The sequence below is a fragment of the Enterococcus sp. E5-162 genome (genome assembly GCF_035725965.1).
Taxonomy (GTDB): Bacteria; Bacillota; Bacilli; order Lactobacillales; family Enterococcaceae; genus Enterococcus_B; species Enterococcus_B lactis.
In genome coordinates this window covers 118971-134211 of sequence record NZ_JAPRFV010000002.1, presented here as the reverse complement: position 1 = coordinate 134211, position 15241 = coordinate 118971, and the positions used below count along the sequence as shown (strand labels likewise).

Genomic DNA, 15241 nt, shown 5'->3' with positions numbered 1-15241 from the left:
CCCTAATCTAATACAAATTTTTGGATCACTTTGGCTACGCCATTTTCTTCATTGCTGACTGTCACAAAATCTGCTGCTTCTTTGACGAAAGGCACAGCATTCTCCATCGCTACGCCTAGACCAGCGTATTGGATCATCGGTAAATCATTTTCTTCATCACCGATTGCCATGATTTCTTCTTGTTTCAAACCAAGATCTTTTGCCAATAAAGAAATACCATAAGCTTTTGTGACACCTTTTGGCATAAATTCCAAAAGCATACTTCTCGTTTTGATGATCTCATACATTTCATGGAATTCTACTGGTATTTCTTTGATTTTAGGATCTAATTCTTCTTGGTCATAAGCGATTACTGCCTTATTAAGCACAAATTCATCTGTAATATCGCTTATATCCGCTGGTTGGAATTGCAGCAGCTTATTCAACACATTGTACAAGGATTGCTTTCTTGGGGCACTAGGCAGCTGTAAAACCACATTGTCAGACAAAACATCTAGTGGCAGATCCAATTGCTGAGCCAATTTGTATAAGCGTTGGATATCTGATACTTCCATCACTTTCTTTTCCATGATTTCACCAGTATCGTTTTTTTGTACTAAACCGCCGTTGAAAGTGATGCTGTAATCACCCTCATCTACCAGCCCTAATTCTTGCAGATAATGCGCCATCGCCGCTAAGGGGCGTCCTGTACATAGAACGATCTTGACCCCTTGCTGTTTTGCTTGTGCTAATGCTTGTTTATTCTCATCTGAAATCAGCTTTTGTTCATTTAATAATGTACCATCCAAATCGATTGCTACTAATTTGATCATTTTCGTTCCTACACTTTCGTTTCGTTGATTTTCGCCTCTTCATTGATATCTTCCATCCGTACAGAAACGATTTTTGATACACCGGATTCTTGCATCGTCACTCCGTACAGTACATCTGCTGCGACCATCGTTCCTTTGCGGTGTGTGACTACGATAAATTGTGTGTCATCTTGGAAGTCGCTTAAGTAACGACCAAAACGTTTTACATTTGCTTCATCTAACGCTGCTTCTACCTCATCTAAGATACAAAACGGAACAGGACAGACACGGATAATAGAAAAGAGCAGCGCAATGGCTGTAAGTGCTCGTTCTCCTCCGGAAAGCAAACTTAAACTTTGCAGTTTCTTGCCAGGAGGTTGTACTTCAATCTCAATACCTGTTTTCAGCAGATCAGTTGGTTCTGTCAGTACTAATTCAGCTTTACCGCCGCCAAACATATTGGGAAAGACAATTTTGAATTCTTGACGGATAGCTTCAAATACTTCTTTGAATCTTGTCCGCACTTCATCATCCATCTCATCCATCGTTTCAAACAACTGTTTTTTCGCTGCTAACAGATCATCTCGCTGTGTCGCTAAGAAGGTATGTCTTTCACTGACTTGTTCGTATTGTTCGATTGAATTTAAGTTTACTGGCCCCAGTTTTTCAATTTGTTCTTTTAAGGAGGCAACCTTTATTCTGCTGTCTTCAATATTGGTTGTTTCTTGATAGTCGTGGGAAGCTTTCTCAAATGTCAGCTGATATTCTGACTGCAGATAGGTCAAATGATTATCTAAAATCATTTCAGCTCGGTCTTTTTGGACTTCTAATTTGGATTGTTCCGACAGTCGTGCTTTTTGCTCACGATTACGCTCTGCCAAGACTGCTTCAAGCTCATCGATCTCCCTTTGCCTTCTATCTCGCTGCTCTTTGGCTTTTGCCAACTCGGCTTTTAATGTTTCTCGCTGAGCAGATAATTCGTTAATTTGTTTTTCCAAACTTTCTTCTGTGACTTCATGATCAGAAAAGTCTGCTGTCAATGTCGCCAACTGTTTTTCTATCGCTTCTTGGCGTTCGATTGCCTCTGCTTTTTGGACTCGGGCACCGCGGAGCTGGATCTGCAGATGATTAAACTGCTCTTTCAAGACAGCAAGATCTGCTTGTTCTTGTGCTTTTTGACTTTGCACTTGTGCTCTTCTGGCTTCCATCTGGTCACTTTCTTGACTTAAAGATTTGATTTCTTCGTCGATTTGTTGACGTTGCGTTTCAAGATCTGTTTGTTTGTCTTTCAACTCGTTCGTTTGTTTTTCGTAATCTTCGATAAACTGCTGTAGCTCACGTGTCTCAAAAGTTGAGATTTGCTTTTCTTTTTCAAAACGTTCAAGTTCGTTTATGATGTTTTGCAGCTGATTTGTCGCTTCTTGTTCTTCAAAACGTAATTGTTCGCCTCGTGTACGCAAAACTTCTTGTTCTTCGGCTAAACGAGCTGTTTCTTGTTGCAGCTCCTGAACTTTCTTTTCTTGCACTTGAAGTTGTTTATCTGCTTCTTCGAATTCACTAGTCAACTGTTTCAATTCTTGGTTTTGTACAAACAAACTGCCTTGGTTTCCTCGTTTGTTCGCTCCACCTGTCATGGATCCTCCGGCATTCATCACGTCACCTTCTAAGGAAACCACTCGGTATTGATAGCGGATCGTTTGTGCGATCGCATTGGCACTAGTTAAGTCTTTTGCTAAAAGGATCGTTCCTAACAGGTTTTGAACCACTGTTTGGATTTGATCAGGATAAGCAACTTGTTCACTGGCAATCCCTATAAACCCTTCTATAGCTGCCGCTTGTGTCAATATATGAGCTGGTAACTGTCTTGGTTTGATTGTCGTCAGCGGAAGGAATGTTGCTCTTCCTCCTCTTTGCTGTTTCAAATACGTGATGGCTTGCCGAGCATCTTTTTCATTTTCAACGATAACATGTTGAGCTGCTCCACCTAAAGCTGTTTCGATGGCTAACGTGAAATCTGCAGGGACGTCGATCAGTTCAGCTACTGCTCCGACAATACCGGAAAGCTGCTGTTTATGCTGCAAGACCAATCGAACGCCTTGGTAAAAACCAAAATAGTTTTCTTGGATCTCTTGAAGGCTTTTCTGACGAGCACGCAGCTGCTGGACTTGATTCATCAATTGATACATTTTAGGCTGTTCTTTTGCTAATGCTTCTTGGAACTTTTTCCCGTTTCGTTGGATCATTTCTAACTTCTCTTTTGTTTCAGTTAAAGATGATTTTAGCTGCGCCTGCTTTTGTATCAATTCTTCTTTCTGTAAGATCAATCGGTCTACTGATGCTTCTACTTCCGATTGCTTGGCTAACGTCTGCTTGCTTTTTGCTGTTTCTTGTACATATTGACGTTCCAGATACTTCAGTTCGTTTCCTACAGCTGCTTGTTCTTGCATTAAATCAACATATTGATCTCTTAATTCTGCCAATAATTCTTTCGTTGATTTTTGGTATTTTTCTAATTCTTGCTGTGTTTTTATGAGATTTGCTTCAGCTTTTTGGATCTCTGTTTCTTTTTCTGCTGCTTCTTTCATCAAGCTTTCTTGAAGCTTTTCAAAATGTTTAACCTTTTTTTGTGCTTCTGCTAATGAAGTTTGATATTCTTGCGAGCTTTTTTGTGTATGCTTTGTCCGCTCCTGCAAAACATCTTTTTGTCCTTCTGTCTGCTTCAGTTTTTCCGAAAGATCTAATAATACTTGCTGATTTTTTTCGATCAGACGGTCGGCTTGCGCATTTTCTTTACGCTGCTTCGCCAAAATGGATTCTTGTTCTTGGATCGACTCAGATAGTTTACCTAATTCTAGATTGAATTTCGCAAGCTGTGCTTGTTTGTTGTCCCAATCTTTTTTTGCTGTCTTGATTTCAGCAACCATCAAAGAAACATCGGTTTGAGTCAGTGTTTCTTTTAGCTGTAAAAACTCCTTTGCTGCCTCACTCTGGGCGGCCAAAGGAGTTAACTGTTCTTCCAATTCATGGATGATGTCTTGGACGCGGCTGAGGTTGTCTTCTGTTTCAAAAAGCTTTTGTTCTGCTTTCTTTTTCCGTTGCTTGTATTTCAACACACCAGCTGCTTCTTCAAAGATCCCACGACGGTCTTCCGGTTTACTACTGAAAATCGCTTCTACTTTTCCTTGAGAAATGATTGAGAATGATTCTTTTCCTAATCCAGAATCTAAGAACAATTCTTGGATATCTTTTAATCTGCAGCTTTGTTTATTGATGAAAAACTCGCTTTCCCCAGTCCGTCGATAACGGCGGGTTACACTGATCTCATTGTACTCCAATGGCAGATAATGATCACTATTGTCTAAAATCACTGTGACTTCTGCAATATTCAGCTGCTTTCGGGTATCGGAACCGGCAAAGATGATATCCGGCATTTTTCCGCCTCGCAAACTTTTAGCAGATTGTTCTCCTAATACCCAGCGGATAGCTTCTGTAATATTGCTTTTTCCGCTGCCATTTGGTCCAACCACTGCTGTGACGCTGTTTTCAAAATCAATGACTGTCTTGTCTGCAAATGATTTAAAACCGGCTATTTCAATTCGTTTCAAATACAAAGCTTTCCCTCACTTACTTTTACAGTGCTGCTAATGCATTTTCCGCCGCAGCTTGTTCTGCTAATTTTTTCGATTTTCCTTGTCCAGTGCCAATCAATTGATCATCTACATAAACTTCGATCCAAAATACTCGTTCATGAGCTGGACCTTCTTCATTGATCAATCGGTATTCGATCGATACATCACCTGATTTTTGTAAGACTTCTTGCAATTTTGTTTTATGATCCATCTCATGTGAAAAAGCACCTGCTTTGACTTTAGGAAAAATCACTTTTTCGATGAACGCATGGGTCGTGTCGAATCCTTGGTCAAGATATAACGCGCCTAAAAAAGCTTCGAATAGGTCGCAAAGCAATGCTGGTCGCGTACGTCCTCCTGAATTCTCCTCTCCCTTGCCCAACAGAACATATTGATCAAAGTGACATTCTTTGGCAAATTTCGATAAGCTGTCTTCGCGAACGATCGCTGCTCGTGTTTTTGTCAATTTTCCTTCTGGCAAATGAGGATATAAACGGAATAAATACTGAGAAACCATCAATTCTAAAACGGCATCTCCCAAAAATTCAAGTCGTTCATTATCCGATAATTGCAGATTGCGATGCTCATTCACATAGGATGAATGGGTAAAAGCTTGTTCAAGCAAATTTAGATCGTGAAAAACGATGTTATAATTTTCTTTTAGTTCTTTTGTCAGCTGGTTGTCCATTTTCCACATTCCTTTTATGGATATTTTTTCGATACTTCCTTATTATACTGGTTTTTTGTTAAATTTGAAATGGTTCGGGTAAAAGGTAAGTAAAGCTTTAATAATCCTAGTGATTGACGAGAGGTTGTGAAAAAGCCGTTTAGTTCGGAGTATTAGAGAAATAAACAAAAAGACAGCTTCTCATATTTTGCCGTTTCTTGAACGAATACCGTGGAATAGCTGATTGAACACTGTTCATACAAAAAAAGGATGTGACACGACTATTGTCACATTCCTTTTTTGTACAATCCCTTATTCTCGTATGTTTTAAATGACTTCTTGGACGGGTCCTAGCTGAACCTCTGAAACATGAATGCTCAATAGAAGAAACACCGTTAGTAACACTTGAAAAAGGAGCGAAATGAACACACACCATTTTATCCATCGTGGGTGAATCTTTGGCTGATGACTTTTCAATAAAACGATTGAAAAAAACAGTCCAATCACTGGTAAACTATCAGACAAAACCAACAGAATGAACACATAAATAAGGTTTATTGGATTGATTTCTTCCATTCATTCATGTCCAACACATGATCGAATTCTGCTGCCAATGTTGGATCATGGGTGACCACAAGGACCGTAGCTCCTTTTGCATTCAGTTCTTGTAATGCTTGAAGGACGATTCCTTTGTTCTTTTGATCAAGAGAGGCTGTTGGCTCATCTGCAAAGATGATCTTTGGTTCTTTCAAAAATAAACGAGCAAGAGCAACTCGCTGCTGTTCTCCTCCGCTTAAGAGAAATATTTTTTTGTCTATCAAATGGTCTACCTGAAATTTTTCGAGGGATTCTTTGATTTTCTGCTCCTCTTTTGAGACCAAGGTCAAGTTTTGCTTCACTGTTTCGTTGTCGATCAGTGCATAGTTTTGAAATAAAAAACCAGCTTGTTCCCGAAAAAATGTTTTTCTGTTTTTTCGGCTGATTTTTTGGCCATTGATCAAGATTTCCCCTTCATTTATCGTTTCCAGCTGGCCTAAACAATTCAATAAAGTTGTTTTACCTATCCCACTTTCTCCTGTGATAGCAAGCATAGAACCCGCGGGCACAGAAAAAGAAAGGTGTTCAAAGATTGTTTTCTCTTTGTATTTTTTTGTGATTTTTCTAACATCAATCATTTTTGATCACCTCCAGCCGTTGCTTTTTCTCAGATAGATAAGTCGTTGGGAGTAGCAAAAACAGCTCAAAGCTGAATACAGCCAGTGCAATCGGCCATAAGTCCTTCTGCCATATGAGTAAGATCCCTAAAACACCTGAAGATATCCCCGCCGTCATGAAATAGTAAGTTTTGTGACGCTGGAACAGCGGTTTACCAGTAATGTACGCTAAAAATGATTTTTTCTTATTTACTTCTGCATAAATCATGCTCGCATATAGTTCAATAGCAACAAAACTGATAAGAATCAGTAAGAACACGACTAGTGCTGTGTAAAATTCTGAACGCGCTTTCGTAATTACTTCGCTAATTCTGTCTTTCACAGATGTTAGGCCGTAAAAATCATCTTCAATGCCATTCTCTTCAATAAACACTTGAACTTCTCGACCATTTCGAAACAAATAGGAGCCGTTCGATACCTCACTTATCCATATCTCTATATTAGGTTGGATCAAAGGCAAAGAAATGGAGACAATGATCGGATTGAAAGAAAAGATATTCTCAAGTAAATCAAAATTATAATTAAAGATGATTTGATTCGATTGGGTATAGATCACCTTTAATTCCCCCTGATACTCGCCTTGTTCATACTCGAAGGAATTCTGGTAAAAAGTGATTTCATCTTCTGCCATTTTAACGATCAGATCCGTGTATTGCTTTTTATTTTCTGGGATCAACACATAGAAGAAGGTATCTTCTAATGGATAGATTGGTTTTCCATGTATATCTTTGACTTTCAATTCGTGTACGGCATTATGGTTGACTAACCAATAAGCATCATTTTGAATGTAGGTAAGAACGTCACTCGTATGGCCAAATTCATTATCTCTCAAAAGGATCCCACCTGATTGTTCTGCTCGTTCTAATAAAGGAAGCATGTCCTGATTGATCCTTTTCGCTTCTTTTTTTCTTTCTTCTCTCGTAAAATTTCTAGAATTATCTGGTAATTTGGTCGTGATATTACTAAATCTCAAGTGATAATAATCAGGAATGTCATTCCAATAAGCTAATTGCTGTTCTAGCTGTTTGTTCTCATCCATACTAGACAAGATCATATTCCCGCTTACTACGATAAATACAAGCAAGGCGGCCTTGATAAGGTGATTCGTGTAGAACAGCCATCTATACGGTTTATGTCCTTTTATTTTATCGGCGATCGATCCCCATGAATAAATCACCCAGCTGCTTGATATGCGCATGATGATGATTCCAATGATCCCCCATAACAGGATCTGGGGATAAAGAAAGTGCAGATAGGGATAAAACCATGCAAAGCCAGCTAAAATAACCGTGAAGATGGCCGCATCTATCAAACTATCTTTACACACTAGTTTTGCTTTGCTTCGTCCAAGTGTTTCGAGAATCCCGACTTTCTTTCTCATAGAGGACTTATAGAATAATAGAGCTAAGAATAAGCACAAGAAAAGCATACAGAACAATTGACCGATACTTAATAGCAAACCTGAAGCTAGATAAAGCGGCCATTGTGCCCTTTCAATCGTTATTTCCATCCCCATATCATAAAATTCTTCGATCATATTGGCAGGCGGTTCCTCTGTGATCATATAACCGCCAAGTACTTCTTCAGTAGATAGTTTCGAAGAATCATAAAAATTGATAGGATAATCGGATGCTATAGGGGAAAAGCTATAGGTCGAATACCCTTCTTTACCAAACGTATAGATATCTTTATACGTTTCCCCATCTTTGCCGATTCGAAAGAGGATCTTATGGAGATCCAATTGCTTTTCTCTAGCATATTTCGCAATCGTCTGGTACATTTCCTGCTGATTTTCTTCACCACTCGCTGCTTCGATGATGATCGATGAATGGATTTCTGGAATCGCTGATTTGATCATTTCGGTTCCAGCAAAAGAAATAGCATATAAAAAACTGGTGACTGTGAATAGAAAAAAGAAGCGATAGATTTTTTTCATCGTTTAGAAGAAAGAAGCGGCTGGATCAGCCGCACTTCTTTCTATGCCCACCACCAGCCAGATGTATTTCCAGAAAATGCTCTAGGGGCGGTTACCCGAACGGTTGTTCCTGGATTACCCGTTCTTGTGTTTCTTTCTTTTCCATATGCATAAACAGTCACTCTTCTTTGTGTTGGATAAAATTCTCCCCAAACTGTTCCAAAGCCCGGTATTCCTGTTACACCTCCATAAAAAGTGTTCACAGTTATTCTTCCTTGTTTTAGTGGTACATCTGTTTGCACCACATCCATATTGAAAATCTCTGGTGTAGTAGAAATGACTAATGGTTCAGGTATTTCAGCCGCACTAACGGCATTGATTGGTGCGATCCAGCTGCTCAAGGCAATAAGTGTACATGAACTTGCTATCATCTTTTTCACATTTCTCTTCATTTGTATCCGCTCCCTTTTTTGAGTGCCTAAAGTGTCTCACGAGTGACTATTGAAACATACTTGAACAAGCAAAGGCGACAGTCGTTCGGTCCCCCTTTTTTTATTTTAAAAAGAGATAAGTGTGAACCTTCTCTTTTATTAACTACGCGAAAAATTCCCATCAATTTAAAATAACAATAATTTTTATTCAATTTAAATTAAATAACACACATTTTATACATTTTCCTTCTTTAAAATCTATTTAAATTATATATAATAACACATTTATGTTCAACGTGTTTTTAAAATAAAGTTTTAAAAAACTACATTTATTTTTATTTGCTATCAAAAATAACGATAATTAAAAAAACCGAAAAAGGACATCGCCCTTTTTCGGTCATTTTTATTGATTATGAACGTGAATCTGCTGTAACAGAAACATTTGCCCATGGGTTTGGTACATCATAAGACCAATCCCAGTCTTTGACGCGGTCGTTCACTGGCAATACTTCGTTACGGAACAACGTTGGAATCGCAAATGCTTCTTCAAACGCATACTGTTGCCATTTTTGATAGGCTTCTTTCAAATAGTCTTCATCAAATGCTTGGCTTGAACTGATATCGTTGATCAATTTTGTATTTTCTTCTGATTCATAACGAGTGTAGTTGAATGCTGCATTCGGTCCCCATAGTCCACTTGGATTTGGATCAGTTCCTGTATTCCAAGCAGCTTGGTAAACATCGATTTCAGGATCATCGTTTTCTAATTTATCGTAGAAAGAGTTGAATTCAATCAGACGACCTGTTGTGTATTGGACATCCAAACCGATTTCTTTCCATTGTTGGATATAGTAATCTGCCAATGGTTGCGCTGTTTCTCCACCAGACATCGAAGCAAAGTTGATGGTTAATTTGTTTCCATCTTTGTCTTCTCTTAACCCATCGTCGTCCACATCTTTGTAGCCGGCATCATCCAATAGTTTTTTCGCTTTGTCTAAATCTTGCGTGAATCCTTTCAACTCATCATCATGATAAGATTGGAATACTGGAGGGATCAATGAAGTGGCATTGCTTCTTAATCCTGCATAGAAACGTTCGCCTACTGCATCATTGTCTAAAGCATAGCCCATTGCTTGACGTAATGATTTATCTGCCATTTTTGAATCCGGGTTGTATTCTACACTCTTTGTTTCCGCGTTCCATTTACCTAGTTTAAATCCTAGATAAGTATAAGATGTTTGTTCACGACCTAAATTTGTATAGCCGGAAATTTCTTTATACGTATCATATGTGTCTGTTGGCATTTGGAAAATCATATCGTATAATTTAGAGTTCAATGCTTCAGTTGCACTGGCTGTTGGTACAGATTTCATCGTGATTTTTTTCAGTTTAGGCGTACCATTCCAGTAATGCTCATTTGGCAAGTATTCCACAGATTCTCCAGCTACGATGTTGCTCATGTAGTACGGTCCGAAAGTTACTGGGTTTTTACGTACTTGATCGCTAGATTCCATATCTTTGATTGCTATACCTTCCAATGTATGTTTCGGTGCTGCATAAGACCAAATCCCGCCACCAGCTTGCAGCATGCTTGGGTTTACATCTTTATATTCGATCTCAACTGTTTTGTCATCCACTTTTTTGATACCAGAGATCGTATCGGCACTTCCATCATGATACTCTTCCATCCCTACGATATTACGGAACGTATCGTCGTATCGGATACCAGTGTAATCTTTATGACCGATGATCTCATATGGGAAAATCACGTCATCAGCTGTTACGTCTTCACCATCTGACCATTTGACATTGTCTTTTATTTTGATTGTTGCTTTCTTCGTATCTTGATCTAGGTCAAGCGTAGCTGCTCCATCATCGGTGATTCGGAAATCATCGTTACTTGCAAATAACGCTTCATGAGAAGGAGCCATGAAAGCTGCATCAAAAGAATCTTGATAAAACTCCCACTGGAACAATCCTTTGAACTGACTGTCCGTTGCGACCGCAGCTTCTAATTCACCGTCTTCGATTGCATCATCATTGTTTTTTGTTGCGATTGGAAAAGTTAATTCCTCTTTGTTATTGCTGTTGCCTCCAGAGTTATTTCCAGAAGTATCTGTACCTCCGCCCCCGCATGCTGCAAGAACAACAGCAGACATCAGCGTTGCAAATCCAAAAATCGTTTTCTTCATTCCTATTTCCCCCTTCGCTTCTATAACTAGCCTAACCGTTGGCGTGCATCTGCAGAACGCTTGAATGCCTGTCCAACATAATTGATACTCAACATCAAAACTAAAATGAGGATTGATGCGGGTAACCAGATCCATTGCCGATTCACTAAGACTTCTCCATTACTTGCATAACCGATCAGTGTACCTAAACTAGGTACATTTGCCGGCAAACCGAAACCTAAGAAAGTCAAAGTTGTCTCGATACCGATGTTTGCCGCAAAGTTCATTGTCAAGTTCGTAATGATCAATGAACTTAGATTCGGCATAATTTCGCGGAACATGATTTTAAAATCACTTGTTCCCATTGTTTTTGAGGCACTGACATAATCTCTTCTTGCTTCAGATAATGTCTTGCTTCGGAATAATCGGGCTTTAGCTACCCAATAAAATGCACTCATGATGAAAATAAAGGACCAGACATTGTATCTGGAAATAATCGAAACGAAGACGATGATGATCAACATAATCGGTAGAATCATGATAAAATCAACAATTCGCATCAAGATGTTGTCAATGATCCCTCCGTAGTAGCCAGAGATGATCCCTAATCCAACCCCGATGATCGAAGTAAGGATCGTGATCGCAAATCCGATCGTGACAGAGTTTCTAGCACCTATGATCAATTGACCTAATACATCACGTCCGCCTTCATCTGCTCCCAGAATGAACTTTTGTCCTTGTGTCGAAACTGCTCCTGGGGCAGCATATTTGTCAAAAATACTAACATACATCACTTTATCTTGATCGGTCAGCATCGCACCGATAAAAATCACTAATAATAAAACCACTAGCAAACCTAATGAAAAAATAGCGATTTTATCTTTTTTAAATTCTCGAGCAATCATTCGTATCCCCATAGGAGGGATACTTTCTTGAACTGCTGTATTGTTTTTTTCACTCATCGATCCATTCTCCTTTCTGATTGGTTTTATTGAATCCGAATACGCGGGTCAACGATACTCATAATAATATCTGACAGTAACGTCCCCACTAGCGTCGCGATTCCTAAAATCAATACTAAGGATGTGATCACGGTGTAGTCTCGTTGACCAATAGAGTCAATAAATAGTTTCCCGACTCCTGGATAGCCAAAAATCTTTTCGATAACTACAGAACCAGCAATCAACGAAGTGATTTCATACCCCATTTGCGAAGCCATCGGCAACGCTGCATTCCGGAAGATATGTCTACTGAATACTTTATTCGTCGGTACCCCTTTGGAACGGGCTGTTCTGACAAAATCAAGCGACTTCGAATCGATTACTTCGCTTCGCAGATATTGGATCGTAACGGCAGTCGCCAGAAATGCTTGGGTAATCGATGGTAGCAGAATATATTTCAAGCGATCTATCCACTGAGTGATAAATCCCCCTTGCAAACCTAGTGTTTGAGAACCGCTTGTTGGGAACCAGCCTAAACGATAACCAAAAACAAACAGCATGATCAAGCCGAAGATGAATAACGGAACAGCAAAACTAAAGAAGTTATAAATCACGACGATCTTATCCAAGATCGAATTTTGATACCGGCCTGCTAGCATCCCTAGAGGCACAGCAATCAAATAAGTAAGGACAACTGTCAAGATCGATAGATATAACGTGTTGATGATCCGTTCACCGATTAGGTCAGCAACAGAGCGTTTGTATAAGAAACTTTGACCAAAATCGCCTTGCAAAGCATTTCCGATCCAACGGAAGTACTGGACATACCATGGGTCATTCAATCCAGCTGATTGTCGCATTTGTTCGATCACTGCCGGATCTTGGTTTGGGTTGATCAAACCAGTAAATGGATCCCCTGGCATCGCTTGGGCTAATAAGAAGATCAGAACACTTAAAATAATAACTTGCGGGATCATCAATAAAACACGTCGCAGAATCGTTTTCCACATTAGCTCGCACCTCCATCTTTCAACGCCACTTTATGTGTAGTTGTGATCGTACGCAAATCGTAGACTCGGCCAGTCGCATCATAGTATTCTCTTTGGTTTTGGATATACTCTTGTTCTACTTTTCGGCGATTTTCTTTGTGGCTTTCCCGATTTTCTACATCGATTTGCGGAATTGCTGAAAGCAGACGTTTCGTATAGATGTGGCGCGGGTCATTATAAATGTCCTCTCTTGTACCGATTTCTACAAATCGACCTTTGTACATAATTGCGATGTTGTCGCACATATGTTTTACTACACCTAAATCATGAGAAATAAATAAATAGCTGAGACCGTATTCTTGCTGGATCCGTTTCATGAAATTCAATACTTGTGCTTGAACAGATAGATCCAGAGCAGATACCGGTTCATCGGCCACGATTAATTTTGGATTAGTAGCAACAGCGCGGGCTACTCCTAGACGTTGGCGTTGTCCCCCTGAAAATTCATGAGGATATTTGTAAAGTGCATCTTCCGGCATCCCAACGATATCTAGCAATCCTTTTACCTTCTTCTTTTCTTCTTGATCGCTTAACCGTTCAAAATTTCGGATAGGTTCTGCAATGATATCCAATACTCGTTTTTTAGGATTCAAACTAGACATTGAATCTTGGAAAATCATTTGTACGTCTTTGTTATAACCCATTTTTTTTCGGTTGCTTCGCTTCGTTACATCTTTTCCTTCATACATGATTTGTCCAGCTGTAGTCTTTTCTAAACCAACGACTGCTTTTCCTGTAGTGGATTTTCCGGAACCGGACTCTCCCACCAAACCATACGTCTTTCCTTTTTCGATAATAAAATCCACACCATCTACAGCATATACATGATCCGTTACTCGATTGAAGAATCCACTGCGAATAGGATAATGAACTTTCAGGTCTTTGATTGTGATTAATTCTGTCATCTACACCTCTCCTTTTTCGTCTCTAAAGTGGAAATGCTTGTAGCAAGAGCAACGTACCAAATGGTTCGGAGCGACTTCATGAAGGATAGGATCTTCTTCGTGATCACTTGCTGGTATCCACGGAATACGTGGAGCAAATCGGCACCCTTTACGAGGCATGTTTTTCAGAGAAGGAACCACACCTTCGATCACATGGAGTTCTGCATCATGATTTCCTTCTTGAGGTATAGAGTTCAATAAAGAGCGCGTATAAGGATGTTTCGGATGATCAAACAGTTCTTTTACACCCGCTACTTCAACAAACTGTCCGCCATACATCACTGCCACTCGATCAGCCATTTCTGCTACGACTCCTAAGTCATGAGTGATCAGGATGATTCCTGTTTTTGTTTCTTCCTGAAGATCTTTCAGTAAATCAAGAATCTGTGCTTGGATGGTTACATCTAGGGCTGTCGTCGGTTCATCTGCAATGACGATTGGAGGTTTGCAGGCGATTGCGATCGCGATGATGACACGTTGTCTCATACCGCCTGATAATTCATGGGGATATTGACGTCCAACTCTTGCTGGATTAGGAATCCCTACTTGTTCTAGTAATTCCAGTGCGCGAGCTTGACGCTGTTCTGCATTCATCTTTGTGTGATAGGAAAGTCCTTCTTTGATCTGGTCTTCGATTCTCATGAGAGGATTTAATGCAGACAACGGATCTTGGAAAATCATTCCGATATCATTTCCGCGGATTTTATTATAAAGCGTTTCGTTCAGTTCGATTAAATTCAGATCGTTATATAAAATTTCACCTGTAATTTTTGTGTTATTAGGATCAAGTAATCCCATAATCGTAGTAGCTAATGTACTTTTCCCGCACCCAGATTCCCCAACGATTGCTAAGATCTCGTTTTTGTCTAAAGTAAATGAAACATCATCTACTGCATCATAATAGTCATCTTTGAGTCGGAAGCCTGTATGTAGGTTCTGAACTTCTAATAATTGATTATCTGACAATCGAATACCCCTCTCTGCTTCCTAAACGGAAGTTTTTCTTAGTAAAGAAAGAACATTACACATAATAAAGCGTTTTATAACAAAGGTTATTCTTATCTTTGTGTAATGAATTATTAATAATTATATAGAAAACCGCTTTACTTTGCAACATAATTTCTAATTATCGCCAGAATTATCAGAAAAATGTCTTTTCCGTGTCAGAAAGATTAAAAAAAGAAGGATAAAAAGTTGCATATAACTTTTTATCCTTCTTTGCTTTTATTGAAATTATTTGAGATGGCTGCTGATATAATCTACTGCACCGCCAACTGTTTCAATTTGTTCAGCGTCTTCATCTGAAATTTCTGTACCGAATTCATCTTCAAGTTCTAAAACGAACTCCATAATACTAATTGAATCAGCTTTTAAATCATCTTTGATGTTCAATTCATCCGACACTTTATCGGTATCTATCTCAAAATGATTTGAAATAATTTTCGCTACTTTGTTAAATACTTCTTCGCGAGTCAACTTTTTCACCTCC

At 39.2% G+C, this 15241-nt stretch carries 12 protein-coding genes; all 12 read right to left on the bottom strand.

Going from position 1 to position 15241, the window contains the following annotated elements; all coding sequences use genetic code 11:
- Nucleotides 1-2: 2 nt before the first annotated feature.
- Nucleotides 3-812, bottom strand: coding sequence for a Cof-type HAD-IIB family hydrolase (locus OZZ83_RS02780; RefSeq protein WP_002313942.1), 810 nt, complete (start codon nt 810-812; stop codon nt 3-5).
- A gap of 8 nt (nt 813-820) precedes the next feature.
- Nucleotides 821-4402 (bottom strand): chromosome segregation protein SMC, encoded by a 3582-nt coding sequence (gene smc / locus OZZ83_RS02775; protein WP_278023395.1) that lies wholly within the window; start codon nt 4400-4402, stop codon nt 821-823.
- Nucleotides 4403-4421: 19 nt separating this feature from the next.
- Entirely contained in the window at nt 4422-5108 is a 687-nt protein-coding gene (gene rnc / locus OZZ83_RS02770; RefSeq protein ID WP_002287896.1) for a ribonuclease III, read from the bottom strand.
- Nucleotides 5109-5641: 533 nt separating this feature from the next.
- Nucleotides 5642-6262, bottom strand: a complete 621-nt coding sequence (locus tag OZZ83_RS02765) for an ABC transporter ATP-binding protein (protein ID WP_002309829.1) — start codon at nt 6260-6262, stop codon at nt 5642-5644.
- Nucleotides 6255-8237: a DUF1430 domain-containing protein gene (locus OZZ83_RS02760; protein ID WP_002309830.1), complete on the bottom strand. Its 1983-nt coding sequence runs from the start codon at nt 8235-8237 to the stop codon at nt 6255-6257. Before OZZ83_RS02760 ends, OZZ83_RS02765 begins: the two co-directional genes overlap by 8 nt.
- Before the next feature lie 41 nt (nt 8238-8278).
- Nucleotides 8279-8668, bottom strand: a complete 390-nt coding sequence (locus OZZ83_RS02755) for a hypothetical protein (RefSeq protein ID WP_002313941.1) — start codon at nt 8666-8668, stop codon at nt 8279-8281.
- A gap of 389 nt (nt 8669-9057) precedes the next feature.
- Nucleotides 9058-10839: an oligopeptide ABC transporter substrate-binding protein gene (locus OZZ83_RS02750; protein ID WP_002290476.1), complete on the bottom strand. Its 1782-nt coding sequence runs from the start codon at nt 10837-10839 to the stop codon at nt 9058-9060.
- A 26-nt stretch (nt 10840-10865) separates the two neighbouring features.
- Nucleotides 10866-11780: an ABC transporter permease gene (locus OZZ83_RS02745; protein WP_002290475.1), complete on the bottom strand. Its 915-nt coding sequence runs from the start codon at nt 11778-11780 to the stop codon at nt 10866-10868.
- Nucleotides 11781-11806: 26 nt separating this feature from the next.
- Nucleotides 11807-12769 carry an oligopeptide ABC transporter permease gene (gene opp4B / locus OZZ83_RS02740; protein WP_002290474.1) on the bottom strand — a complete coding sequence of 321 codons (963 nt, stop codon included), beginning with the start codon at nt 12767-12769 and terminating at the stop codon, nt 11807-11809.
- Complete coding sequence (locus OZZ83_RS02735; protein ID WP_002309831.1) at nt 12769-13713, bottom strand: ABC transporter ATP-binding protein; 945 nt, start codon at nt 13711-13713, stop codon at nt 12769-12771. Before OZZ83_RS02735 ends, opp4B begins: the two co-directional genes overlap by 1 nt.
- Nucleotides 13714-14718, bottom strand: a complete 1005-nt coding sequence (locus OZZ83_RS02730; RefSeq protein WP_002309832.1) for an ABC transporter ATP-binding protein — start codon at nt 14716-14718, stop codon at nt 13714-13716. It abuts the gene before it with no gap.
- Between the two features lie 267 nt (nt 14719-14985).
- On the bottom strand, nt 14986-15228 hold the full coding sequence (gene acpP / locus OZZ83_RS02725) for an acyl carrier protein (protein ID WP_002290470.1): 243 nt from the start codon (nt 15226-15228) through the stop codon (nt 14986-14988).
- Nucleotides 15229-15241 lie beyond the last annotated feature (13 nt).